The organism is Paraniabella aurantiaca (assembly GCF_050309965.1).
Taxonomy (GTDB): Bacteria; Bacteroidota; Bacteroidia; order Chitinophagales; family Chitinophagaceae; genus Niabella.
In genome coordinates this window covers 258,414-283,927 of the sequence record NZ_JBLOSY010000002.1, presented here as the reverse complement: position 1 = coordinate 283,927, position 25,514 = coordinate 258,414, and the positions used below count along the sequence as shown (strand labels likewise).

Genomic DNA, 25,514 nt, shown 5'->3' with positions numbered 1-25,514 from the left:
ACGGGAAAAACATAGCTGCTTTTTTACAGGTTAGCAGCGGGAAGTATCCTGTTTTCGGCATGAAAACGATATTACTTACCTGGGTTTACCATTTACGATTTCACCCAATGGATAGCCTGACACCGGCATAGCTTTCATGTATTGCTGCAACCATACCAGCGACGGATTAGGTGTTCCTTCTTTGCTTAGGATGCCTGTGCCGGACATCCAGGTAGTGCCGGCTATGTAACCCCATAAGGTAATGCCGGCCACGGCAGGATGTTCCCAAAAAACCGGTACCACTTTTTTAAAGCTGATGAGCTGCAGGGAATCATTGGCCTGCCTGCCCCTGATACCTCCGTTCATATCCAGCTCGGTTACATAAATGGGCAGGCCTGCGGTAGCCATCATATCCAGTGAAGCTTTGATCGTGTCGGCCGCCGGTTTGTCTACATTAAATGCATGCGCCTGTGTGCCAAAGCCATCTACCAGTCCCCTGTCCCGCAAAGCCTTAAACAGCTCCAACTGCGCTTTAATCGCTTTAAAATCGCCTTCCAGCCCGTAATCGTTGAGCACCAGCTTGGTATTTTTGAAAATTTTTCGTCCCTCTTCAAATAACCATATCTGCCAACCAAAATCTGTCTCGGTGGTACCTGGTCCACCCAGCAACTCTCTGAATTTCTGGTTATCCTTCTGATGCTTGAATAGCTGTTCATTCAGCAAATCAATCTGATCGGCCAAAGGAAATCTTGCTGCAATGGTTTTTAGGTACTTAATTATTTCGGCACGGGCTTCTTCTTTAGAAAGGGTAAGCAGCCACTGCGGATACTGACTGGCCCAAACGCCGGCATGATATCGAAATACGAGGTTACGCGATACTGCGTAATGGTAAGCCTTGTCTGCAACCTCCCAATTATATTCGCCACGAACAGGTTCAATGGTGCCCCATTTACAGGCATTTTCAGCAGTAACACCGTTCCAGTACTTTTCATACCCCGGCTCATCCTTATTTTGATAAATATTAGCAAGGTATTTGCCCTTGCCGGCACTTAACCCCGCTGGTATGACTTTGTTAGCCCCTACCGCAATTACCACTCCTGCTGATGTAAAAGATACGCCGGCACTATTGGTAGCCTTTGCTTTTATTGTATAATTACCTGCCGATACTTTCGACCATATAAATGTATAGGTATAATCTTTGTGCTGATCGGCCTTGCCTAATAATTGCTCACCGTTATAAAATTCTACGGAATGCACAGTTCCGTTGTGAGCTGTTTTACCAAAATCTGTTGCGTACACTTTTATCAGCACATCGGTACCAGACTGAAAATAGGCATTGTTATAGGGCATCGTTATTACACAAGATGGCGGGTAATTTTGAGCCATCAATTGATTGGTGAGTAATAACAAAATTGTGGCAATACATAGGTTTGTCAACCGGCGGCTTAAACCGGTTGACTGAGGAGAAACACTTTTATTCATTGTTATTTTTTTGAAATGATTTTACCAGGTTTTCAGTAACTATTTAGATTTAAAAAAGAGATAAAAACAAAGCAAGCCCTTGCCTTCCAGGCCTTACCTCGCTATTTACTGAATATTATGTACCTGCCCCCGGCCCTGGTGGTCAGATCGTACTCATATACCTTTTTCAAACAGGTACCTTTAAAAGATGCTTTATCGGAAATCAACGGATCTGCTATCTTCGGTTTTGTAAATAATGTATTCGGATTAGATCCCTTTGCAGGTTGCAGATGGGCAGCTTTGAGCTCGTTGTAAGCACGCAGGCGCAGGTTACCTCCCAATTTCGATAATACGGAAACCTCTATCACTTCCCCGTTTTTCCATTTGATTGCAAATTCGTATCCACCGCGGGCTACAATACCGGATACCGAACCATCTTTCCAAATGTCGGGTATCGCCGGTAAAAGATGTACTGCTCCATCATGACTTTGCAGGATCATCTCTGCAACACCTGCCGTTAACCCAAAATTGCCATCAATCTGAAAAGGGGGATGCGCTGTAAACATATTGGGGTAAGTTCTTCCGTCCCGGTTATCGCCGCCTGCCAGTGTAAGCATATTATTAACGATTGTATAAGCATGATTCCCGTCGAGTAAACGTGCCCATAAATTCACCTTCCAACCTATAGACCAGCCGGTAGCTTTATCACCCCTGTAAATAAGCGAATTGCGTGCAGCTTCGAATAACTTCGGATGCGTGTAGGGAGACACCTGGTCTCCGGGGTATAATCCGTACAAATGAGATACATGGCGGTGTTCGTTCTTTGGATCATCTATATCTTCCAGCCACTCCTGCAGCTGCGTGTACTTACCAATTTGCATCGGCGCCAGTTTTTTTACCATAGCTAATAATTTCGCACGATAGGCGGCATCGCCCCCCAGGATCCTGTTGGCTTCTGCGGTTCTTGTAAGTATATCGAAAACGAGCTGATTATCCATAGTAGTTCCGGCTGAAAGCGGTCCCTGTTCGGGAGAAATCGAGGGAGACACCACCATCCAACCATTCGAAGGATGTTTGATTAAAGAGCTAAGGAAAAAGTCAGCTGAGCCTTTCATAGCCGGGTACACATCGGCAAGGTATTTCTTATCGCCGGTGTATAAATAATGCTCCCACAAATGCTGACTCACCCAGGCACCGCCCGTTGGCCACATGCCTGCTGCCGCAAAATCGATGGGGCCAGTCACCCGCCAGATATCAGTGTTGTGGTGTGCGGTCCAGCCATCAGCGCCATACATTACCTTCGCTGTTTCGCGACCAGACTGGCTGAGCTCTTTCACCATCTGTATAAATGGCTTGTGGTTATCTGACAGGTTAGTAATCTCAGCAGGCCAGTAATTCATTTCTGCATTAATATTGATCGTGTATTTGCTGTCCCAGGGCGGATACATAGCATTACACCAGATGCCTTGCAGATTGGCTGCCTGTCCACCGGGCTGCGAAGAGGATATCAACAGGTAACGGCCGAATTGTGCCAGCAGTGTTACCAATGACGGATCCTGTGTAGTATGATAATTAATGATCCGTTGCGTGGTAGGTAATTTTGATGCCTCCGCATTTTTACCCAGGTCTAACTTAAAACGGTTAAACTGTTTCGCATAAAACGACGAGTGATTTTTGATAGCGATATTATAATCCTTCGTTATAGCTGCTGCGAGGTAAGCATCAGCTTTTTTTTCATAATCGGCTCCCACTGTTTTATAATCGATAAAATTGGTGCCAATAGAAATATATAAAGTGGCAACAGTAGCGCCGGCAACCGATATTGTACTATCGTTTAACGAAACTTTACCATCAGTGGTTTTTACAGCCGAATGCGTTTGATATATTATTTTGGCCTCAACACCTTCGTGGCTTGCGCCCTTACCTTCCATTATCAAAACACTGTTTTTAGCAAACACTTTAAACGGCGCCGGTTTGGTATAGCTAAGATCGAAATTTACTGATCCTTTCTTGCTGGCTGTAATACGCATAATGATTACATTATCAACAAAAGAAGAAAAAGTTTCGCGCGTATAAGTTACACCGTCTACATTATAGCGGGTTAATGCCACCGCACGGTTGATGTCCAGTTCGCGGTAGTAAGACGCATTCTTTTCATGCCCGGGGAATTTAAGTATGACGCTCCCGGCTGTTTGATAAGGCATACCATGTATTTTGGTGAAGAAGTTCTCATTCACCAACTTGTCTGCTTCTTTCGTTTTGCCCTCAAAAACCAGTTTTTGTGCCTCTGGCAAAGTCTGCAATGCGCGGGGATTATCATTGCGATGCGGACCTCCGCCCCAAATCGTTTCTTCGTTTAATTGCAACTCTTCACGTTTGGGTATACCATACACCATTGCTCCTAAACGTGAATTACCTAAAGGCAGTGCCTCCACCCATGCCTTGGCTGGTTCATTGTACCAAAGCTTCATATCCTGTCCTTTAGCGTTATTAATCACAAAGAAACAAGTCAACAGCAACACCACACCAAAGCGACTTCTTTTATAGTTGATGCACCTTTCAAATGATGAAATTATTGTAGCCTGAATCATAATAATCTATTTAAGTAATTAAAGGTCTTTCTTTAATGTTGCTTTATCACAAAGCCTCCGCCAGACTGCATCTCAACTTCCAATTCACCATTTTTCTTTATGGTTACTTCTTTTAAGAAGGTCACTTTTTCTTTATCATCATTATACATGCTTACTTTTTTACCCGCAAACATGGGTAATTGAATTTTTATTTTAACCGGCTCTTTTTGCCCGTTTACACCTGCAACATACCACTGGCTATTGTGCCTCCTTGCAATAACCGCGTACTTACCCGGATATCCATCTATATAGAGGGTTTCGTTCCATGTGGTGGGAACCGTTTTCATAAAGTCAATTTCAAATGCCGGTACATCGGTGAGATTATTGGGTGTCAAACCAAACATCTGAACAGGGTTTTGGAACAACACTGCTGTAGCTAACTGGAAGGCATCCGTGGTTAAACGTTTATTACGTCCTTCATTGCTTTTCACCAGGTATTTGTTCAACAAGCTACCGCCAAATTCCATGCTGGCAACCGTGTTGCGTATAAATGGATGCAGGGAAGCATTGTAAGCTTCTGCTTCGCGTACACCCTGTGAAAAAATGAGCATTTCAGACGCGACCACTGCCTCTGCACCAACAAAATTGGGATACATTCTTTCCCACCCACGAGGCAAGGTAGAGCCATGAAAGATAATCATCAGCCCATAATCGTTGGCATCAGATAATATATCTTCATAAAGGCGCATAGTTTCCTGCTTATCGCCGCCTAGGAAGTCCACTTTCAAACCTTTTACTCCGGCTTCTTTCAACCATTTCATTTCATGCTTGCGGGCAACCGATGTATTCATTTTGTTTTTAGGACCCTGGGGAGCGTCATTGAAAGATCCGTTAGAGTTGTACCATAGAAAAACATCTACCTTTTTAGAGTTGGCATATTTTATCAGTTCCTTCATACGTTCTTTACCTATATTGCTATCCCAGAAAGCATCCATTAAAATATACTCGTACCCTAAAGCAGCCGCCAGATCAATGTATTTTACCTGGTCGTTATAATTCATACTGGCATCCTGCCAAACAATCCAGCTCCAGGTTGATTTGCCCATTTTATATGGCTGCGAAGCTTCATAGAGCGGATCAACCACATCATAAGGTATCGTGGTTTCTACAATAGGTTTAAGGTTGCTGCCTACAGTAATGGTTCTCCAGGGCGTTACGCCCGGTAAGCCTATTGCCGCACCCGTGCTGCCAAAACCGTTATTTTGTTTGACATTAGGATAAAGAATGGTGTATAAACCCTCTTTCGTTCCATCGCTTAAATGTGAAGCGCAATACAAGCTACTTACACCGGTTTCTGACAGCAACACCCAGCCATCTGCTCCGATGCGAAACAAGCCCGGGAACACATATCCATCGTTATTGCGTGTAGGTTTACCCAGAGAGCCATCTGCCTCATAAGCACTCTCATAGCTTGGTGCGGTACGCGCGAACCCGGTCATAGCCCCCATCATAGCAGAAAGGAAAGTGGTTGTTTGCGCAGGAAACTTGTAGCCTGTAGTTTCTGACTCTATTACACAGCTCTGGCGATCTTTCCAAACTGGCAGCTCATACCTGAAGGCAATATCATTATTACTTACCTGGAAAACAATATTTACTTTCTGCTGTTTGGCGTTTTCTACTGAATAAGTAAGTTTGTTAGCATGATATTGAATTTCCGATTTCTTAATACGATCCTGCGTATAGCTCTTATTTACGGTCGCCTCTTCTTTACTTAAATACTTTATACCTGTTGAAAAATCACCTTCGTTGGTTTTAAATCCCAGCGGAGAGTTCTCCAGCATCACTTTACCTTTGTAGCTCACCGCATACTCAGCCCTGCCATTATTTACGGATACACTTACGCTTAACTGTTTATCAGGACTCATTACTATTGCATCCTGAGCCCTGCTACTTGCTGCTAAAAGCACTACCAATGCAGCTGATAAGATTGAAAATTTCATTTATTGAACGTTATGTTTAGAATTCGAATCCTGCGCGACCGGCAGGCAAAAACATTTTTATCAAAACTTTAATATGCCATTTAAAAAGTGAAAGCCCACCGTATTTTCATTCACATCTATATACTATTTACTAACACTTGAGCGCTTTAGATAAATCATTATGTGCAAAATGTATGTTCAGCCCAACATGATCTTTTTTCATGCTGCTGTTACTTATGGCTGTATATCATTACCCGATGTGGCATATAAACCTATTAAAGCACCGGTAAATCCTCCCGCCACATTGGTGGAGAGTATATCGCCCGATACGGCGCCGCCAACACTCAGGAAATTAACTCCGTCTGTTGAGTAGCTAAAAGTATATTCATCCTGCTGAGATGCCGATACCTTCAATTGCACGGGCTTTCTTACGTCAATTTTAGTACTGGCTATGATCGTTGAGGGCACAACGCTACCCTGGCGGGGAGGACCTGCCTGTCTTTCCCTTGCATTTTTTGCGAGTACCAGGTAGTAGTCATTATCTTTTTTAGTAACACCGAATACATAGTTGAATGCCTCGCCCTGGTAGCAAACAATACCGGCCATGTCTGTGCCGGATTTAGGTACATAGTTCATCGTCACTGCCGTTTCAAAGCTGGCATGCTGCTGCCTGTGGAATAAAGCTGATACCGGAGCTACCGCTTTAATATTGGCTTCAAACGGTTTGATGCTTACGCCACCCTTTGGGGAGGTAGTAATAAATTCTTCACGCGGACCTCTCATTGCGATCCATCGGTAATCCAGGTTGGCCGCCGTGAAGTTATCCGTGAATGTAAAATTACCCGAAGGGAAAAAGCCGTTTTTACCGGTTTGGTTAGTTACCCCCTGAGGCAGTTTCAATTTCGGCTTCAAGGGAACCAAGCCGTTTTGATAAACGGGAAATGTACCTGACCAATCCACGGGAATCAGGAATGTTTCCCTGCCCGTATTTACACGATCTTTGGCATTGGGACGGATACCTAAAAATACCGCATAATACTTACCATCTTTTCCTTCAACCAGATCAGCGTGACCGGCCCAGTCAATTTTATCTTTTCGGTCGGCCGGGAAATATCTTTGTGTAAGAATGGGGTTATTGAGTGCTGGCTTAAAAGGCCCTTTTGGACTATCGCTTATAAAAATAACCTCGCTGTGGTTGTCACCAGTTCCACCCTCTGCGCACATCAGGTAATACTTACCGTTCTTTTTGTACATGTGGGGAGCTTCTATCCAAATAGGCTTTTGAGATATATCAACACCACCATCTACTAATACTACATCAGTACCCGGGATCACTTCATCCTTTTCTAAATCATACTCCCACTGCCTGATAATACGGTGTCCGTTATACAAGATCTTAGACCGGTCAGCATGCTCATCATTATGAACCACATAAGCCTTACCATCCTCATCAAAGAACAGAGAAGGATCTATTCCGGGAAAGTTTAACTTCTTTACCTCACCCCATCCTTTAAAAGGATCTTTGGTTTTAACTACCATATTGCCAATACCGCCTGCAATCTGTGTAGTGATCATGTAAAAGGTTTCGTTCTTCTTATTATATTTTATAGAAGGTGCATAGATACCTGCAGAGATACCCGACTTTTCGACCTTCAATTGAGAAGGGCGGTCCAGCACATGCCCAATCTGCTTCCAGTTCACTAAATCAGTGGAATGAAAAATAGGCACACCGGGAAACATGGAAAAAGAAGAAGCTACAAGGAAGTAATCGTCTCCCCTTCTAACTATGCTGGGATCAGGATAACATCCTTGCAGGATAGGGTTATAAAATTCGTCTTCCTTTAAAGGATTGTTGGTATATACAGCGTCATTTCCTGTATAAGAGAACCGGGTAAAAACAGGAACGTTTGTACCCGACGCAGCCTGCTCATTTTTTTTCTTTTGTGCAGTTGCATCCAAACCAAGCAACAGCAAAGCGGCCATGGCCAGCAATTGTAATTGAGAGAAACCAAACTTAATCATTATACTCTATTTAATACTTTATAAAAATGTGACGGATATTATTTTGCATGAATAATCTGGTATTTACCACTTAAATGCATCAGGCAGAACAAATACAGTAAACCGTCATAGTAGGCGTCGTAATAACCATCCTCAAAAGGCTCCAGCTTCGCATTCCATAACTTATGAACGAAATCGAGACTGTTCTTGTCCGGGTTCATCAATGATGCAGATGCTGCTGTAGCTATCAATCCGATGGAGTGCCTTAATTTCTTAACCGGGCCTGCCTGCAAAATGAATTCGGGCCGGCTACCGTCTAACTCAAACTGGTCTTCGAAACGATCTATGCCCTTCGATCTTAGAAAATTCTGAAATCGCTGCGCGTAATCACGCTGCCAAACCCTGTCTTTGCCGTACCAAACATAATCCATTGCAATATTCATAGGTACCCGCCAGGAATCATATCGAAATGCCGCAGGCATCCATCTGGTGGAATGAGGCGCTCCGCTGAATTCGGCATAATCAGGATTAAGAGCTGTTACAGGATGAGTGGTTCTTTTAAAGAAAGCTCTTGATGTATCGGCGCAGGCTTTATAGAAATCTTCATGTCCGTCCTTTGCATACTGCGCCCATACTTCGTAGAAGGCTGGCAGGTGATACGAGGGATCTGTCCAATTATAGTTATTACCCTCGGGAACAAAACTAATCTGCTTATGCTCCGTATTGATCAGATTATATATGTTATCCGTTCCGTCTTTTTTCCACATTTCATCTAATATAAAGCGGGCTTCTTTATAGTAGTTGATGCCTGTGTTATTTCCCCACTTATTGGATGCAAACAATAAAGCGGTAATAAAATAAAATTCGCCATCCGAAGCGGAGCCAGGAGAGTTGGGTTTGTTAGTCTTAGGATTAATGCTCCAGGCAAAATATCCTTTGCGGGGTCCTTCATGGTGCTGGGAATACTTTTTTGACCACCGCCAGATCTTGTCAAATATTTCCTTTTTATTGAGTTGAACAGCAACCATCATTCCGTAAGACAAACCTTCGGTTCTGGCATCCCGGTTCTTTACATCCGATACATAAGCCAAAGAGTCTTCCACTTCAAAGTAAATACCGTTCGGGCTTTCGAAAAGATCGCTATAGGCTTTAGCTACTTTGGCGTCAATGTCTTTTTGCCGGTAGCCTGCTTCTTTGAAAAGATTACGGTACTTTCCGGTTACAATAGCAGCGTCTTTGGCGGCCTTGTTACCTGTTTGTGCCTGCAGCATGACCGGTGATCCGAGGACTGACCATAGTAAAAGAGTAAAAACTTTTTTCATATCCAAAAACAATGCGTTGGTTATCTATTTAGTAAATAAGTTCAGATCAATGGACTCTCCCATTTTTTTATACCCGGCCTGGTTGGGATGTAACCAATCTCCGTCGTGCCAATCGGGACTTATTTTTTTAATATCACCCGGGTTGCATATGATCTTATCAAAATCGATCACGGCATCAAATTTATCCGTAGTACGAATCCATTCATTGACAGTATCCCTCGCCTGCTGACGGAAGGGCGTATCATAGAAAGATTTTTCAAATGGCAGAATAGTACAGCCATATACTTTTATTCCCCTGGCATGGGCTTTGTCGGCCATAAGGCTATAGGCCTCAATCAGCTCCCGCGCCACTTTAGGAGCGCTCTCCGCATTCCTGATGCCGCCAATATCATTAATACCTTCTAATATCAGCAACCACTTTACGCTGCTTTGCGATAGAATATCCCTATCGAACCGGCTCAAGGCCGTAGGCCCCAATCCCCCACGCAGCACACAGTTGCCGCCAATACCCAGGTTCAACACACCGATATTTTTCGTATCCCTATTAGTTAACAGCCGCTGCGACAAGATATCAGTCCACCTGTTCTGTTTGTTAGTTCCGGAGCCCCGACCATCCGTTATAGAATTTCCCAAAGCCGCTATCGCAAATGCCCCTGCGTCAGCTATAACCTCGATACTATTAATCACATACCAGTGATCGGTTGCAACCGCCCCTGCGAAATCGACTGAGCCTATTTGGTTACCGGCAAGTATATAAGAAGTGGTTCTTGAACCGGGGTGCCCCGTAGTACTGGGCGAGGTATTGCCACAATAGATGGTAATAGCCAGCGTTGATCCGGGAGTAAGCGTAAAATTCAACGGATCTGAATATACTTCGCCGGAGGGTGACATCGTTACTGTTTCTCTTCCATTAAACTTAAGGATCTGCTGCGTGGATGGATCAATCACACTTCCTTCTCTTGCCACAGCAACAGCAACGGCCTTCATAGTTACCGGTTCTTTGCTAAAGGCATTGGAAAAACGAAGACGCAATCTTTCTCCGCCAATTGAAACCCTTACCACCTGTCTTATCGTATTATTGGTAAGTCCTGGCGCAGGTGGCATATTATTAGGCTCTACCAGCTGTGGGGCGGTTGCCCAGGTACCTACCCATTTCCCTGTATGTACTGTTTTTGTTGTACTTTGTTGACGACTACCGCTGCAAGAACCAAGCAGGGTCCACACCAGTAGTACTGCGACAGCATTTAATATTTTTCGTGCGTGTTTAATCATTTAATAACCCGGCAATTTATTCAACGGTAATTTTTTTGCCCATCAATGCCAGCATGGTGGCAGCATAGCGTCTGCCCAATTTCCTGTACCCGGCGGCGCTGAAATGCAACCTGTCTTTAACACCCTCACAACCAACAGAAGAAATAACATGAGCGTTAGGAATCACCTGCGGCAAAGTAGAGATGATCTTATTCATACTGGCGCAGGCTCCATTCTGATCTTCGGAAACCAGGTGACCGGCCAGCAAGGGCACTGAATTAGGTTTCAGATTCAGGTCCTTTAATAAATTATCATAAACACCCTTTACCTTTTTGGTCCACAAGCTGTCGCCGGTATTCGACTCTCCCTGGTGTAATAAGATTCCTTTTATCACACCTGATTTCTGAGCAATACGCGCCATATCTACCAGACGTTGATAAGGATTACCGTCGTAAGCTTTTACGGTATTCTTTAGCCAATCCGGTGAGCCATCTACGTAAGACTGAAAATTATCTTTATCGAACAACTCTATCTTACAGCCCCCAACAGAAACGTTAATAACACCTACGGTAATATTTTTGGATAAATGTTCCAGCATCGTTCTTCCGAAGTAATCAGCTGGTGTGAGCCCGGTATTGCAGCGTGCCAGTGGCGGTAAAGCTGTATACAAATTGCCCTGCAGTCTGCCGCGATTATCGCAATTTACAGCAGCTAACACTTTGAACCTTTCGCTAACGCCTGCACTATCCTCGGCTTGTGGCCGGGCATGCCCTTCCATATTAGACTGTCCGAGGCATAAATAGATATGAAAGTTTTTATCCTGGGCTGTTAAGAAATTTACTGCCAGGAGTAATGTCAACAGGAATACGCCTCTTTTACTGTTTTTAAAAAATGTCTTCATTGTTTTTATTTGAATAATAACTGAGAAAATTGATACAGATTGTTACGCCACACGGGCCATGTATGACCACCCGGATACTCACTATAAGTATACTTAATGCCTAACTCATCAAACCGCGCTAACATAGCTTTACAATTGTTAAAAGCAATGTCTTCTTTTCCACCCATTGCGATCCAGAAACTCTTAATATTCGAGTTGATGGCAGCTACATGGGCTTTCATAAAATCATACTGGGGAGCGGATAATTCCGGTTGATTCGCCCACCATCCTGAGCTGAATACACCGATATACCCGAATTGATCATGATTTTTAATTCCCGTATGCAGGGTTTGTAAACCACCCATCGACAATCCCGCCAATGCGCGGTTTGATGCGCCTTCCGCAACGCGATAATTTTTTTCTATAAAAGGTATGACGGCGCGCATCAATTCATTTTCGAATGTTCGTAATGAACGTTCGTTGAATGCACCGCCGGTACTGAAGTTGCCATCAGCCATTACAATTATCATAGGAAGCGCTTTCTTTTCAGCAATCAGGTTGTCGAGTATCAAATCTGCCTTGCCCTGTGCAGCCCATCCCCGCTCATCTTCGCCGCCGCCATGCTGCAGATAAAGAACGGGGTATTTTTCGTCTATATTTTGATCATACCCTGGCGGAGTGTAGATGTATAACTGCTTCCAGCTGTTGCTCACAAATGAATAATATTTTTTGATCCTGATATCACCATGCGTCACTTCTTTTAATGCATAAATGCTATCCCCCGCAAAAGGAATCTCTATACCGGAAGCCATGCGCCCCATACCGTAAAAAGTTTCGCTCGCCGGATCGGCTACCGGTAGATCATCTATCAATAACGAATAATAATTAAATCCCGGGTTTACCGGCTCTGTTGTAACGGACCACACACCATCTGCCCCCTTTACCATGTCATATTTTTTGCCGAGATCTACCTGTACTTTTTGGACTCCCGGGGCCCTGGTACGAAATACCACACGACGGTCTGCCATTACCTGTGGATAGGATGCAGATCGTATGTTGGTCGCAGCCCTCTCACCCAGCACCGTGTATTGGGGGAACGCCGATGGATCCACCGGTTTGAACAGAAACTGGGAGAACATATACAGGTCATTCTTCCATACTTTAAAATCGTGCCCACCGGGTTCTAAATAGTAAATATGAGGTACACCATTTGCCTTCATATAATCTGCAGTTCGTTTGGAATTGCGTATTAAACCATCCTGATCGCCGCAGGATATCCACAACAACTTCAGCAAGCGCTTTGCTTTATCTGTATCAGGCAACAGTTCCTTAGGCTGTTTGGTATTAGGTGCTGAAGAGAAGCCGCCTATCCAGGCAAATTGATCGAGGTTGCCTAAGCCAAAATTCAGCGACTGTCCGCCGCCCATGGATAAGCCGGCCACCGCCCTGTTCCCGCGGTCCTTTAGTACCGGATATTTCTTTTCAACTAAAGGAATCAAATCATTCAACAGATCCTTTTCGAAAATGGCGAATGAAGCGGATTTTTCCTGTTGGGAGGTTTCTTTACTATTCCAGCGATCGTCCTTCAGGGCACGTCCATTTGGAAATACCACCATCATAGGCTGTATCCTGCCTGCGGCAAAAAGATTGTCCAGTATTACATGAGGGGAGCCCTGGTTCAACCATTCTTTTTCATCCCCTCCTATACCGTGTAGCAGGTACAGCACCGGCAGCTTTTGTTTTTTTGAGGCACCCGGAGTGGTATATACCAATGCCCGCCGCTTACTACCTACTGTTTTGGATGGATAAATGATGGTATCTATTTTCCCTTTGGGTTGATCAACCTTTAGCTGGTCAAATCCGGCAGGCGCCATCAACTCAAGATCCTGCGCCTGTATAACCGAATATGTTATCAGAACGAAAGTTGATAACAAATATTTTTTTGCAATGTTGCCTACTATTTTACTATACCTCATAGTGTTGAGTTATCATTCTATTTCTATCGCGTTGTTGTTAGCCGCGACCGGAAAAAATCGGTCATCATTTTGAAATACTGATCAGTAAACATCCCCGGGCCATGCTGGCCTCCATTTACCAAAACATACTGTGATGGCACTTTGGCCTTTTGCAATGCACTATACAGCAATTCGCTCTGGCAGGCGGGTACCACCACATCCCTGTCCCCATGCAGGATTAAGAAAGGCGGTGTTTTTTTATCAATGTAAATAGCGGGATCCAGCAATGCACATTTATCATAGTTATCATCTACTTTCCCGCCAATAAGCACTTCCTCCGGCGTATTGGGTTGGCGGGCATCTTTACCCCTGCATGAATCTATCACCCACAAATTTGTAGGACCAAACCAGTCTACTACTGCATGCACCTTACTGCTGTACCCGTTATAATTACCCAGGCTACCTTCTATGTCCTGTGTCACTTTTCCAACGGTAAAATTTTTAACGGTACCGGAAGTACCGGCCAGTGCCGCCAAATGTCCACCAGACGAATATCCTGTGATGCCAACAAAAGAAGTATCCAGGTTATACTTTTTTGCCTGGCCACGTATAAACCTTATCGCTGCTTTTATATCATTAATCTGCGCGGGAAACTTTGCCTCGTTACTCGATCGATGATTAGGGGCCACCACTGCAAAACCAGCGTCCAGCAAATGCTTTGCCATCGTTTGGATAGCCGCATCTTTTAAATTATTGGCAAACCAGGCACTCCCGTAAACTACCACAATAACCGGGTAATCTATTTTCTTTGCCTGGGGTATATAAATATCCATATTATGATAGGACATACCATCATCTGCATAATTTACATCTTTATACACCGATGAATAAGTAACCTGCGCCAATGCCCCGGAGGCAATGAATGATAATAAAAAAATGATATTGATCTTCATTAAAATGGGTTACTTTTTAAATAACAAAGGAGCGAATTCGTATAAACTTCTTCTCCAGGAATGCCACTCATGACCGGTTTCGGGCGATACATAAGATACGCCTTTGATGCCTATTTTATTCCACTCTTCAGCCGCTGCCGGAATACGGGCCGCACCGCCCTCTTTGCCGCCGAAGCTCATGAATACGAGCTTCCCATTCTTCTTAAATGCATTGATATTGGCAATTTCAGAAGGCACGAAAGTGCCGCTACTAAACATGCCTACGTAAGCAAACTTATCAGGGTTGGCCATCACCAACGAACGCGTTTGCATACCACCCATCGAAAGGCCGGCCATCGCGCGGTTCTCTGTATTGGCGATAACACGGTAATTGGCTTCAATGTAAGGTATCAGGTCGTTGAACAATATCTTCTCAAATTCAGCGGCAAAGTTCATACCTCCACCCGGGCCACCTCCGGGTCTGGGTGCGTTACCTGGTGCGCCCTGGGCTGGTGGCGTCTGTCCCTGAGGAGGATCAGCGGGGCGACGCATGCCACCAAGATTTACACTACTGTTTTCCATTACAATAATAAATGGTTTAGCCTTGCCCTCAGCTATCAGGTTATCCATAATTAATCCCGCATAGCCCTGGCTACCCCACCCGGTTTCATTTTCTCCCATGCCATGTTGCAGGTATAATACCGGGTACTTTTTAGCAGTCTCCTTTTCATATCCCGGCGGTGTATAAATGTAAACCGGGCGCATGCGGTTGGAAGCTTTTGAAAAGTAATAGCTTTTGCGGAGATCGCCGTGCGGCACATTCTTTAGCGCAAAGAAAGCAGAATCGGCAGCCGGTATTTCAATGCCACTACCCCAACGGCTGGCTCCATAGTAATAAAAGCTTCCGGGATCGGGAACCGAAGCTCCATCCACATTCAACTGGTAGTAGTGAAACCCTACGTCCTGGGGAGCCGATTCACCTGTCCAGATTCCCGCCGTGTCTTTTTTGAGGTCATATTTCTTACCGCCAATATCCAGTTGCACAAGGTTGGCCTGTGGTGCCGCAATGCTGACTCTAACAGCGCCCCGGCTGTTTACCTGGGGAAACTGCTTGCCCTGTTGTGTAGTAGATGACACTTTAAAATCACCGGTAATGGATTGTGCAGTTGTAACAGTGCCGGCCAATGCCGCAACCATTAAAAGGGGAAAATATTTTTTAATCACGTTGAGTTTTTATATTTTTAAAAAACACTGGATGTTTGTATATGCTATTTTTTAAACAACAGGGGCGCCAGTTCCTTTAAGCTTCGACGCCAGGTTTGAAATTCGTGCGCGGTATTAGGAGATACATAGGAAACGCTATTGAAACCAGCCGCTTTTAATTCATCTGCTGCTTTCTTTACGCCATCTGGGTTCTCTTTACTGCCACAACTTAAAAAGACCAATTTTACTTTTGATTTATCTTTTATATCAGCAGGCGCATAGGTTCCACCACTTAATAAAGCATAGTGTGAAAACACATCCGGGTTAGCCAGTGTAACCATTTTCGTTTCCATGCCACCCATTGATAAACCAGCCATAGCTCTGTTGGGCTGGTCGGCCTTTGTACGGAAGTTGGCATCTACGTAAGGAATCAATTCCTTTACCAATACCGTTTCAAATGAATCTATTTTAAAATCCCTGATCCGGCCCCATTTAATTTCATTGGTCATACCATAAGTCATTACAATAATAAATGGTTTGATTTTTCCTTCAGCAATCAGGTTATCCATAATCAGATGAGCCAGACCCTGATTCGTCCAGGCAGTTTCATCTTCTCCCCAACCGTGCTGCAAATACAATACAGGATAACGGCTGCTCAAATCCTTGTTGTAACCCGGCGGTGTGTAAACAAAAGCACGCCGCGAGGACTGAGTGCTTTTGGAGGGAAAAAGAATTTGAGAAACATGCCCATGCGGCACATCTTTCAAAGCATAAAAATCCTGGTCCTGAGCAGGTATTTCAATACCGCTTTCCCAACGTGAAGACCCGAAAAAGTTCAGCGCTCCAGGGTCATTAAACTTGCCTCCATCCACGGTAAGATTATAATAATGGAATCCTTCATCCATGGGACCTTCGGTAGTTCCGCTAAAAAATCCGTCAGTGCCTTTAGTTAAAACCGTGCCCCCTCTTCCACCTAATCCCAAACTCACTTTAACACTGTCGGCTGCAGGAGCGTGTACCCTGAAACGTGCATAGCCCTGGGAGTTTACCTGGGGATAGGCCTGCCCCGGTTGATTAAAACGGGACGGTTTAAAATCTTCTTTTATAGCCTGAGCCATTAACAAGCTACCGGAAAAAGTAGCTATTAACAACAGAGATGTCATTTTCTTATTCATAATGGCGTGTTTATTCTATTTGAAAAGTAGTGATGCAAATTGATTCAGACACCTGCGCCAGGTCAACCATTCATGCGCGGTTCCTTCTGATGTATAATATTGATATTTCACACCGGCCTGATCCAGCATGGATTTGAAAGCTGCGATCGAAGCCGGAAAAGGAACCGGTTCTTTGGCACCGGCACCCAGCCAAAGCAACTTCAATTGCCGGTTAAGCGAATGAGCATCTTTAAAAGCACCATTCATGAAGGTAGATACATCAATCGGATCAGATTTCGGATAATTAGCAGTGCCGCTGAAAGCACCTAAATAGCTAAACTGATCCAGGTTTTTTATAACGATTTGCATCGTTTGATTAGCTCCCATGGATAACCCAGCCATTGCGCGGTTGTCTTTATTAGCTATTGTCTTATAGCTTTTATCGATCATTGGGATCACTTCCTTAATCAATACCTGCTCAAAAGGAAAAGGTCCTGTGGGGGTCGGGTTAAAGGGCTTATTGTCGCCCGACAATGTAGCGTAACCGTTATCCATTACAATGATCATCGGTACGGCTTTCTTTTCTGCTATTAAATTATCGAGGATAAGGTTGGCTTTTCCCTGAACCGGCCAACCTGTCTCATTCTCTCCGCTACCATGCTGGAGGTATAATACCGGATACCGTTTCGTTGTATTATTGTCGTATCTGGCAGGTGTATAGATAAAGCAACGGCGCCAGGTGTTGGTCAAATTTGAAAAATAAAGCTGTTCCCGAACTTGCCCGTGCGGTACCTGTTTAAGCTCATAAAAAGCCCTGTCATGTGCAGGAATTTCTATGGCACTGCCCCAGCGACCGGCTCCATAAAAATACAGGCTGCCCGGGTCCGGCACAGACGCTCCATCGATGTTTAGCTGGTAATAGTGAAACCCTTCATCCTGGGGCTCTGAATCGCCGGTCCAAAAACCGTCTGCGTTCCTTTTTAAATCATATTTCTTACCTCCTATGTCAAGCTTTACTGACTGCGCTTCAGGGGCCAGGATACCGGCGCGTACTTGTCCTTCACTGTTTACCTGAGGAAACTTTCGGCCGCTCTGGGTAGTTTCGGAAGATTTGAAATCGTCCTTCACCATCTGGGAAAAGCAAGCCTGCCCATAAGTCATAGCCAGGTACCCTAATACAATCAGCCTGATATTATTCATCGTGGTTCTATTATACAAAAACAGCTTATAACAATTGTTTGTGCACCCTACTGCTGTGGTCTTCCTCCGCCAGGCCTGCCCCCAAAACCATTAGGGTTTGCCGCCGGCTCTACCGACATTTTTCGGTATTCCGCAAAACTTGCCTGGTTAACCGGTTTAAATAGCAATTGTGAGTACATATAGAGACCATTTTTCCAATGTTTAAAATCGTGGTTGCCAGGTTCAATAAAGTAGATATGAGGCACGCCCTTTTCTTCGAAATAATCATGCGTACGTTTGCTGAAGCCAAGCAAACCATCACTGGCGCCACAGGAAATAAATAAGAGTTTCAACTGCTTTTTTGCCTTGTCAGGATCTGGTAATAATTCTGCAGCAGGCTTCGTATTAGGCGCCGATGAAAAGCCTCCTACCCATGCAAATTGATCCAGGTTGCCTAATCCGAAGTTCAACGACTGGCCACCGCCCATTGATAAACCAGCAATAGCACGGCTCTCCCTGTCGGCTATAGCCGGATAGTTTTTTTCTATAAAGGGGATCAGATCGTCAATCAGATCTCTTTCGAAAGTAGCAAATGCCTGCACTTTTGCCGGCTCCATAATATTTCCGCCTGCCCGGTCATCCTTCATAGCTCTGCCGTTGGGCATTACTACGATCATAGGTACTGTTTTTCCGTCGGCAATTAAATTATCCAATATCACCTGGGGTGTGCCGCCGTTCAACCACTCGAATTCATCGCCTCCTATGCCATGCAGCAGATACAATACCGGGTACTTTTTTTCTTTTGAAAAACCGGGAGGTGTATACATAGTCACTTTTCTATCTACCCCCACCGTTTTTGAGGGGTAAGATATTGTTTCAACTTTGCCCTTGGCAACAGACGGGCGTACCACGTCGAAGCCTGCAGCAGCGGGCTGCACCGCATTTTGGGCCAATGAATAGCTTGCCACGGCAGCTAAACATAAAGAAGTAAATATTTTTTTCATTATACTGTTTTTAAAGATGTCAACTTACTAAAGCGATAATTTGAATGATGTGATACTTTCGGGAGAGATACGCACCCGTACAGATTTTTTGTCACGGCTTAGGCTATTATCCAGCGAAATCATATTCTTTGACGATGTTGTTTCAATAGCTGTAACCGAATTAATAGCAGCCGGAACCACAATATCAAGAATTTTTGCAGATGTGGCTCTATTGATCAGCACCAGGGTTATGTCATTATTTCCCTCGTATGCAGTAACCAAAAAACTGGGCTGGCCTGTCGTATATTGAGCCGATGCTATATTGCTGCCAAGGCTTGCTTCTATCCTTGTGCGACCCGTTGCATATTTGGCATAGTGAGATATAATATACCCGCGTTTAGTTATTTCACCATTGGGATATATATACCAGCCAGCAGGGTTAGCAGCGTCCTTATCTTCACCCATAAATCCGTAATATCTTTTCAGATACCAGTAGACGTAGGCATTGAAGTTATTATTCATGCAATCATGCAGCTCTTCTGCTAAAGTAGTTTTTAGAGACGGCAACCACTCCCAATCATACTTCCAGGTAAAAGGCCAGTTTCTGGATTCACTATTGGCTGCCAGTTTATCAAACTCTTCATTAAATAGATGTTCGGTAACCCACATTTCTTTATTATGCTGTTTGGCCAGGAGATAGTTGGAAACCATTGTTCTGAAGTTAAAACCATACAAATGGGTGGCTACAATATCAAAGCTATTTACCGCCTGCGGATCGTTCAATAAGATATCGGTATAATCCTTTCTGAATTGAACTGTTTCACTGGCCATTAATTTTGTACCTACCGAACGACCATGGCCTTTCACAAAGTCCCGCATTTGTTCAGGGCTGTAAGAACATCCGTCGTACCCCACTTTATAATCCGGCTCATTCTGAACAGAGACTGCCTCAATCGCTATTCCCTCAGCTTTATAAAAATCTACATAAGATTTTATGTGTGTGGCAAAAGCAGCATAGTTCCCGGGCAGTAAATACTCTCCATTCTGGTTGCCGTTTGTATTGGCGGACTTGAGATGGGTTGGAGGTGTCCAGGGAGAAGCAAAAAGAATAGCCCCATATTGTTTTGCCCTTTTAGCAACCGCCACTTCCCTGCTCCAATTGGCAGTGTTTGGATAAAGCATCAGCCGCCCTATATTCAAACCTATTCCGTCCGGTCCATACAGCTTATCAATGTCCTGAACGGATAATTGAGTGCTTCCTGTCCATGTAGGATTGATCATTCCGCCAAACCCCGTAACCTTTTGGTATTTCACCGATGGATTAATGGTTATTTTATCATTACCGGAAAGCGGGGTTTGGGTCAATACCATTTTCTCTTCCTTACCGGTTGCGATATCCTTAATAACTATATCCTGCTGGCGTGGCTCTTCACCTAAATGGGGCTTTAAACGCACATACAGGCTACCAGCTATTGACTGATCGGATGAGGCACCTCCGCTATTGCGAGAAAAACCTGTAATGAAGCCATCGGCCTGCGTTGTAACAGTCCAGTTGGTGGCCGACCAACGAATGCCAACGCTAATGCTGTCCTGATCTGCTTTTGCGGTAACTGTATTCGTAATAAATGATGCATAAGACTTACCACCTGTGCCTGTTCCGGCTGACGACTTCTCCTTAGTGCAGGATATCAGCACTAAGATCTGGGAGAAAGCCAGCAATATACCTGGGAAAAGTAGACGAATAAAACCTTCTTCCGGATTTTTACTTTTTTGATACCCCTTCATAAAGATATTTTAAGGTGGTTCTCATCACTAATGGATTAAACAACCGTCAACGGTGGCAGAAACAACAATCGAACTTATAATTATCAAAATGACAATTATAACGCTAAAATAAACAAATAGATTGATAAAAATGATATCGATTGCATTATTTTTTACAGCTTATATTTAATCGGAAAATACAATCAAAGAGATCAACGATTCTTAGAGTTTATTGGTTTAATAAAAATAAAAGGTTGCCGAGCTACTTAGACATCGAATAAAAAATACAATCGTTTTCAACTTCTCATTTATAACGAAAAAACCTCCACCGCTTTTGCATTACCGGTGGAGGTTTTAAAGAATAAGTTTAAAAAATATCCTTTGATTGTATCAAAAAAGCCTGAGACTATTTCCCCTTCGCTTCCAGCGCTTCAACTACGGCCTTATACCCAACTTTTCTAACCCACTGCCCGTTCCAGATACCTACAGGCTGGTTAGCTAACCATGTAGCACCTGAAGGCCTGTCCTGAGGGCTCCAGAACGTGATGCCATATCGCTGTGCCGGTGGTATTAGTTCAAAGTATTTTTCGATAACATACTTGTACATATCTGCCTGGGCCTGTAACTGCGTAGCAGTAGCTGACGAAGTGGTAGTACCGTTGAGGCTGACGTCTAATTCAGAAATTCTAATCAGCTTCTGAGTTGCTGCTAAAAGACTAAGGTGTTGGGCAATATTGCTTTTATCAGTAGAAATGCTGATATGCATTTGGGTGGAAATACCATCAATAATAGCACCCTGGCTTTCTGTATTCTGAATATAGCTAATAAGACCATTGCATTTGGCCAGGTTACTTTCGAGACCATTATCACTTATAAATAGTTTATCTCCGCTGTTAACATGCTGCCTCGCATATTGAAAAGCTTTTGCAGCGTAGCTTGTACCCATATAATCCTGCCAATAAAACTCGTTAGCACCCTGTGATTTTCCAATTCCGGTTTTCAACTGAGTAGGATTACTATCATCCATCGGATCTTTTACCACATCCCATGCTTTCACTACTGATTTAGTAGAGTCTACAATACCTGAGATGAAGCGGTTCAATTCTGCGGAAACAATGGTATTTTTTTCAGCGGCTGTTTTTTCAGCATTCCAGGAAATAACAACATTATCAATATAATAATTGCCCGAGCCGGTACCTGAGCCCAGAACCAGTGTAAAGCTGGTTAGTTCCTTTTCGGCCGGTGTTAGATTCATGTTAGAAAAGGGCAGTATTATTCTACCACCTGTGAACCAGCTATTATCGGTAGCACCGAAGCTGGACGGACTTCCATAGACAGTCAGGGCCCGGTCATTAACTCCCAATCTCATACCGCTGCCAAACAAACCTCCCGAACCTGGTGCCAAGATATCTAATACCACCTGTGAGCAATTACCCAGCTTGATACCCGCAGGCAGTGTTATAGGGAATTTCGGAAAAGACTGGTTCGCCGGTGTGGTTGAATTACCAATATGTAAAACCTTGCTAGCTCCACCTTTAGGATCATTTTCAACAACAGAAGTACTGTTGCCGGTCATTACATAAGTTTTCCCCAGCGCGTCTGACTCAAAATTGATTACCGTAGTTCCGCTGGCGCCTTTTAGTAAGCCGTTCAGATAGGCAGCATTTTGATTAAGGTGATGCGTAAGCACCTGGCCATAAACACCTACATTTTTTTGCGCTGCAAAATCAACAAATTGTTTTACACCCGATATATTTAAAGAGCCATCAGTTTGCACAATGGAACCATGTTTCATCTCTGTTTCCAAAACTACTTCATCAAAATTCCTATCTGCTATTTTAAAGATAGCGCTTCCCCCCGTTTGATAAGTATTTGCGGGAACCACTGTACCCAGCCTGAAATTAGGACTTGCGGTTCTATTGATTAAAGATTTTAAGCTAGGCAAGGCATTAATTGCTTCCTGATTAAGTATACTCTCTGGTTTATCCACTGAAAATTCCCGGTCAGAAAATTTTGCGCACCCTGTTACAATGAAAAGCATCATTGCCGAAAGAGCTGCTCCGGAATAACTGGTAATTGTTTTTCTCATTTCAATACTTTTTTATTTTGTAACTGCAGGTTGAAATTCAGCTGATACAGCGCGATCCCGAATAATAAGCGTATCAAGTGTTGTAACACTATTGATGCCAGGCGCTGAAACCTGATAACTAAGATATAGTCCATCTTTTTGTTTCCCATCCATCGTTTCACCGTTTTCTTTAAAAGAGCCGGATCCGCTGGCTGTAACGCCCGTTGTTGCCGAAGTAATAGTGCAATTACCAGAACCATCGAAGGTAAGGCGTAAGGTACATGGCACATTCGTTCCCGTTTTGTCTTTATACGTTATGGGAAAATCAATGGCCTGTAGCGAAACTGTTGACAGTTTTCTCAACTCATCGTCTTTACGATACTGTGCATGTCGTACTACGCTAGCAGTACTGGCATCAGCATAGGTAACATTATCTTTTCCGCGGCGTAAATAATTTCCGTGCCATTTGTTCACAAACTTAACGCCGTACAGTACATAGTTTTTATTCGCCAAAATTGAGTCGGCATTCTGAACAGAAGCCATTTTCAATGGTATAACATAGTGACTTTTTATTGCATTAGGGTCGGCAAAAAAAGCATCGGTAAACTGTACCTGTACCCCATTTAGAATACTTCCCGCAGGTATCTTCATTTGATCGGAAAGAAAACTGTAATGTGTTGAAGGCAGCAATACCATTTTCCCGCCACCGTAAGCATCGTCGAAGTATTTGTTTTGCAAAAGCGATTCATCTACCACATAACCTATCGATACATTTGCTTTGTTATCGCGGGTACCACCCAGGGCAGCTTTGATCTCCACCTTGCGTTCGTTATCTAAAGTATTGTCGATAAGCTCCTCTTTGCCAAAGGTAACTGTGCGCCCAACCGCCTGATAAGAAAAATACACAGATGTATAATCAAAATCCTGCCAGTTGGTGTCAGCATTCTTGTTACATGAAAGTACCAATGTAGTTATGGCCACCATCATGTACAGATATATTGTATTTGTTTTCATCTTCCGTTTTTTTAAGTTTTAGGTAACACTACCAGCCTGCATTTTGTTTAAGATTATTATATTTTAATACTTCTGAAAGAGGCACCGGTCCATAATACATATAATCCTGATAGGCCCTGCGCTCAACATCAATAGGGGTAAATGAAGATCCGTCTACATCTAGTCCGCGAGCCGTTTCGTTAAGATTTAATTTCCAGCGACGCAAATCCCAAAAACGAAAGCTTTCAAAGCTCAGCTCAATCCGGCGCTCATTTCGAATAAGTTCCCGCATCTTATTTTTGTCTGAGGAACATTCCTCCAGGTAGGGATCCCCGTTTTGAAGACCTATGCCCCCTCTTCTGCGGATGGCTTTAATAACGTCGTAAGCCGAGTAAGCATTACTGCCTGTCCCAGTTGGTCCCCAGGCCTCGTTTGCAGCTTCAGCATAATTAAGATACATCTCAGTATAACGGATGCGTGGTTCTAAATGATTTTTACCTACAGTAGCTGCGGGATTTGGATTTACATCCATGCGTAATCTCTTCTTCATATAGTAACCTGTGCGTGTAGATGTTTCCCTGCGCAGTAAACCATCGTCAGTGCCTGCGCCACTACCCGTGCGTACCACTGTGTTATTTATCCCTACTGCGCTTCCATCATAAACAATATATTTTGCTAAACGAGGATCTCTGTTAGCATAGGGGCTACTTGCATTGTAACCGCTATTGGTATTGTTAATAGGATACCCGTTGAGCATTGGAAACGCATCTACCAGGTTCTGGGTTGGGTTCATTCTGCCCGATCCAAAAAGAGAAGGTGGAAAATAAGCAGCTTCCTGATCAGAAGTGTTCGTTTGAAGATTTTTACTCCAGATATACTCTGGGGGAAGCACCCCGTTCGAGACACTACTTAATTCTGCATCATTGGCGTAATACGTACCCCCGGTAGCAGGTAAAGCACTAACGCCGCCCTTACGATCTATAATTGCAGCAGCCGCATCGGCAGCTATATTCCAGCTATTATTTGCGCCGTTTAAAAACGCTGGGCTAGCTGCCAAAAGCGCTACTCTGGCCCTGAATGATTTGGCAATTAATCCATTAAATAATGATCTTTGTCTATCACCCATCACATAATTATATATCTCTCTACGTTTACCCTCGGGCGCCTTGTCGAGTATCGCATTAAAACGAGCGGGAATTACACCTCCTGCAGCTATTGCTCCATACTCAACAGGCAAATAAGCTTCAGCACTGTCCAGGTCCTTGTAAATTTGTGCTAAACAATCTTCAAAGCTTGCACGCGGCGTGTTAAAGTTGGAACTGGCATCTACAAACTCTGTCAGTATAGGCACTCCCGCCAGCTGTCCATCAGTGGTATACCCGCCATGATTTCTTAACAAATAATACATATACATGGCACGCAGGCCATAAGCTTCACCCCTGAATTTCATATTATAAAACTCAGATAGAACAGGATCTAATATAGACCAGGTAACCTTCTGCGAATTTTGCAAAAATAGATTCAGATACTCAATAGAACTATATGCACTGTTCCAAACGTTGAAAGGATTGTTAGCAGAAGTCCATGAGCCGGTTGCCAACTGTAAAAAACCATTGCTTCGATCGTTGGTAACGGCGTCATCCGTAGCATATTCACTATTATCATAGTAGCCGGGAACAGCCACATAAGCGCTCAAAATCAGCCCTCTTGCATACTCAGTATCCTGATACATAGCCTCAATTCCGGGAAGGTTTTCAGTATCAGCATCCAGCAATTTTTCGCAACCTGTTAATGCCGAGAAAGCAAAAAAACCTGCTATTAATATTTTAAATTTCATCTG

Annotated in this window: 17 protein-coding genes; all 17 read right to left on the bottom strand. The window is 43.8% G+C overall.

Annotation, left to right across the window (positions count from 1 at the left end):
• Positions 1-75: 75 nt before the first annotated feature.
• The 17 genes from ACLOAU_RS15885 to ACLOAU_RS15805 all read right to left on the bottom strand — a co-directional run bounded on the left by ACLOAU_RS15885 (position 76) and on the right by ACLOAU_RS15805 (position 25,511).
• Positions 76-1,461, bottom strand: a complete 1,386-nt coding sequence (locus ACLOAU_RS15885; RefSeq protein ID WP_427862881.1) for an endo-1,4-beta-xylanase — start codon at positions 1,459-1,461, stop codon at positions 76-78.
• A 101-nt stretch (positions 1,462-1,562) separates the two neighbouring features.
• Positions 1,563-4,031 carry a glycoside hydrolase family 95 protein gene (locus tag ACLOAU_RS15880; RefSeq protein ID WP_427862880.1) on the bottom strand — a complete coding sequence of 823 codons (2,469 nt, stop codon included), beginning with the start codon at positions 4,029-4,031 and terminating at the stop codon, positions 1,563-1,565.
• Positions 4,032-4,063: 32 nt separating this feature from the next.
• Positions 4,064-6,010, bottom strand: coding sequence for a glycoside hydrolase family 97 protein (locus ACLOAU_RS15875; protein WP_427862879.1), 1,947 nt, complete (start codon positions 6,008-6,010; stop codon positions 4,064-4,066).
• Positions 6,011-6,223: 213 nt separating this feature from the next.
• A complete protein-coding gene (locus ACLOAU_RS15870) occupies positions 6,224-8,011 on the bottom strand; it encodes a glycoside hydrolase family 43 protein (protein WP_427862878.1) in 1,788 nt (595 codons plus the stop codon).
• A gap of 38 nt (positions 8,012-8,049) precedes the next feature.
• Complete coding sequence (locus ACLOAU_RS15865; RefSeq protein ID WP_427862877.1) at positions 8,050-9,312, bottom strand: family 8 glycosyl hydrolase; 1,263 nt, start codon at positions 9,310-9,312, stop codon at positions 8,050-8,052.
• Between the two features lie 24 nt (positions 9,313-9,336).
• Positions 9,337-10,584 carry an SGNH/GDSL hydrolase family protein gene (locus ACLOAU_RS15860; RefSeq protein ID WP_427862876.1) on the bottom strand — a complete coding sequence of 416 codons (1,248 nt, stop codon included), beginning with the start codon at positions 10,582-10,584 and terminating at the stop codon, positions 9,337-9,339.
• Positions 10,585-10,600: 16 nt separating this feature from the next.
• Complete coding sequence (locus ACLOAU_RS15855) at positions 10,601-11,464, bottom strand: sialate O-acetylesterase (protein ID WP_427862875.1); 864 nt, start codon at positions 11,462-11,464, stop codon at positions 10,601-10,603.
• A 5-nt stretch (positions 11,465-11,469) separates the two neighbouring features.
• Positions 11,470-13,419, bottom strand: a complete 1,950-nt coding sequence (locus ACLOAU_RS15850) for an alpha/beta hydrolase (protein WP_427862874.1) — start codon at positions 13,417-13,419, stop codon at positions 11,470-11,472.
• Positions 13,420-13,442: 23 nt separating this feature from the next.
• A complete protein-coding gene (locus tag ACLOAU_RS15845) occupies positions 13,443-14,351 on the bottom strand; it encodes an alpha/beta hydrolase fold domain-containing protein (protein ID WP_427862873.1) in 909 nt (302 codons plus the stop codon).
• Positions 14,352-14,360: 9 nt separating this feature from the next.
• Entirely contained in the window at positions 14,361-15,554 is a 1,194-nt protein-coding gene (locus ACLOAU_RS15840) for an alpha/beta hydrolase (RefSeq protein ID WP_427862872.1), read from the bottom strand.
• Positions 15,555-15,598: 44 nt separating this feature from the next.
• On the bottom strand, positions 15,599-16,708 hold the full coding sequence (locus ACLOAU_RS15835; protein WP_427862871.1) for an alpha/beta hydrolase-fold protein: 1,110 nt from the start codon (positions 16,706-16,708) through the stop codon (positions 15,599-15,601).
• Between the two features lie 15 nt (positions 16,709-16,723).
• Positions 16,724-17,887, bottom strand: coding sequence for an alpha/beta hydrolase (locus ACLOAU_RS15830; protein WP_427862870.1), 1,164 nt, complete (start codon positions 17,885-17,887; stop codon positions 16,724-16,726).
• A gap of 47 nt (positions 17,888-17,934) precedes the next feature.
• A complete protein-coding gene (locus ACLOAU_RS15825) occupies positions 17,935-18,870 on the bottom strand; it encodes an alpha/beta hydrolase (protein WP_427862869.1) in 936 nt (311 codons plus the stop codon).
• Between the two features lie 27 nt (positions 18,871-18,897).
• Positions 18,898-20,634, bottom strand: a complete 1,737-nt coding sequence (locus ACLOAU_RS15820) for a glycoside hydrolase (RefSeq protein ID WP_427862868.1) — start codon at positions 20,632-20,634, stop codon at positions 18,898-18,900.
• 385 nt (positions 20,635-21,019) lie between these two features.
• Positions 21,020-22,702 (bottom strand): endo-1,4-beta-xylanase, encoded by a 1,683-nt coding sequence (locus ACLOAU_RS15815; RefSeq protein ID WP_427862867.1) that lies wholly within the window; start codon positions 22,700-22,702, stop codon positions 21,020-21,022.
• A gap of 12 nt (positions 22,703-22,714) precedes the next feature.
• Positions 22,715-23,695 (bottom strand): DUF5627 domain-containing protein, encoded by a 981-nt coding sequence (locus ACLOAU_RS15810; protein WP_427862866.1) that lies wholly within the window; start codon positions 23,693-23,695, stop codon positions 22,715-22,717.
• A 28-nt stretch (positions 23,696-23,723) separates the two neighbouring features.
• Positions 23,724-25,511, bottom strand: a complete 1,788-nt coding sequence (locus ACLOAU_RS15805) for a RagB/SusD family nutrient uptake outer membrane protein (RefSeq protein ID WP_427862865.1) — start codon at positions 25,509-25,511, stop codon at positions 23,724-23,726.
• Positions 25,512-25,514: the final 3 nt, after the last annotated feature.

What these genes read in the sequence shown, in the direction of transcription:
- ACLOAU_RS15865 (WP_427862877.1), bottom strand. Translation starts at nt 9,312, where the DNA reads ATGAAAAAAGTTTTTACTCTTTTACTATGGTCAGTCCTCGGATCACCG.
- ACLOAU_RS15825 (WP_427862869.1), bottom strand. Translation starts at nt 18,870, where the DNA reads ATGAAAAAAATATTTACTTCTTTATGTTTAGCTGCCGTGGCAAGCTAT.
- ACLOAU_RS15845 (WP_427862873.1), bottom strand. Translation starts at nt 14,351, where the DNA reads ATGAAGATCAATATCATTTTTTTATTATCATTCATTGCCTCCGGGGCA.
- ACLOAU_RS15815 (WP_427862867.1), bottom strand. Translation starts at nt 22,702, where the DNA reads ATGAGAAAAACAATTACCAGTTATTCCGGAGCAGCTCTTTCGGCAATG.
- ACLOAU_RS15870 (WP_427862878.1), bottom strand. Translation starts at nt 8,011, where the DNA reads ATGATTAAGTTTGGTTTCTCTCAATTACAATTGCTGGCCATGGCCGCT.
- ACLOAU_RS15805 (WP_427862865.1), bottom strand. Translation starts at nt 25,511, where the DNA reads ATGAAATTTAAAATATTAATAGCAGGTTTTTTTGCTTTCTCGGCATTA.
- ACLOAU_RS15880 (WP_427862880.1), bottom strand. Translation starts at nt 4,031, where the DNA reads ATGATTCAGGCTACAATAATTTCATCATTTGAAAGGTGCATCAACTAT.
- ACLOAU_RS15875 (WP_427862879.1), bottom strand. Translation starts at nt 6,010, where the DNA reads ATGAAATTTTCAATCTTATCAGCTGCATTGGTAGTGCTTTTAGCAGCA.
- ACLOAU_RS15855 (WP_427862875.1), bottom strand. Translation starts at nt 11,464, where the DNA reads ATGAAGACATTTTTTAAAAACAGTAAAAGAGGCGTATTCCTGTTGACA.
- ACLOAU_RS15830 (WP_427862870.1), bottom strand. Translation starts at nt 17,887, where the DNA reads ATGAATAATATCAGGCTGATTGTATTAGGGTACCTGGCTATGACTTAT.
- ACLOAU_RS15810 (WP_427862866.1), bottom strand. Translation starts at nt 23,695, where the DNA reads ATGAAAACAAATACAATATATCTGTACATGATGGTGGCCATAACTACA.
- ACLOAU_RS15860 (WP_427862876.1), bottom strand. Translation starts at nt 10,584, where the DNA reads ATGATTAAACACGCACGAAAAATATTAAATGCTGTCGCAGTACTACTG.
- ACLOAU_RS15850 (WP_427862874.1), bottom strand. Translation starts at nt 13,419, where the DNA reads ATGAGGTATAGTAAAATAGTAGGCAACATTGCAAAAAAATATTTGTTA.
- ACLOAU_RS15835 (WP_427862871.1), bottom strand. Translation starts at nt 16,708, where the DNA reads ATGAATAAGAAAATGACATCTCTGTTGTTAATAGCTACTTTTTCCGGT.
- ACLOAU_RS15885 (WP_427862881.1), bottom strand. Translation starts at nt 1,461, where the DNA reads ATGAATAAAAGTGTTTCTCCTCAGTCAACCGGTTTAAGCCGCCGGTTG.
- ACLOAU_RS15820 (WP_427862868.1), bottom strand. Translation starts at nt 20,634, where the DNA reads ATGAAGGGGTATCAAAAAAGTAAAAATCCGGAAGAAGGTTTTATTCGT.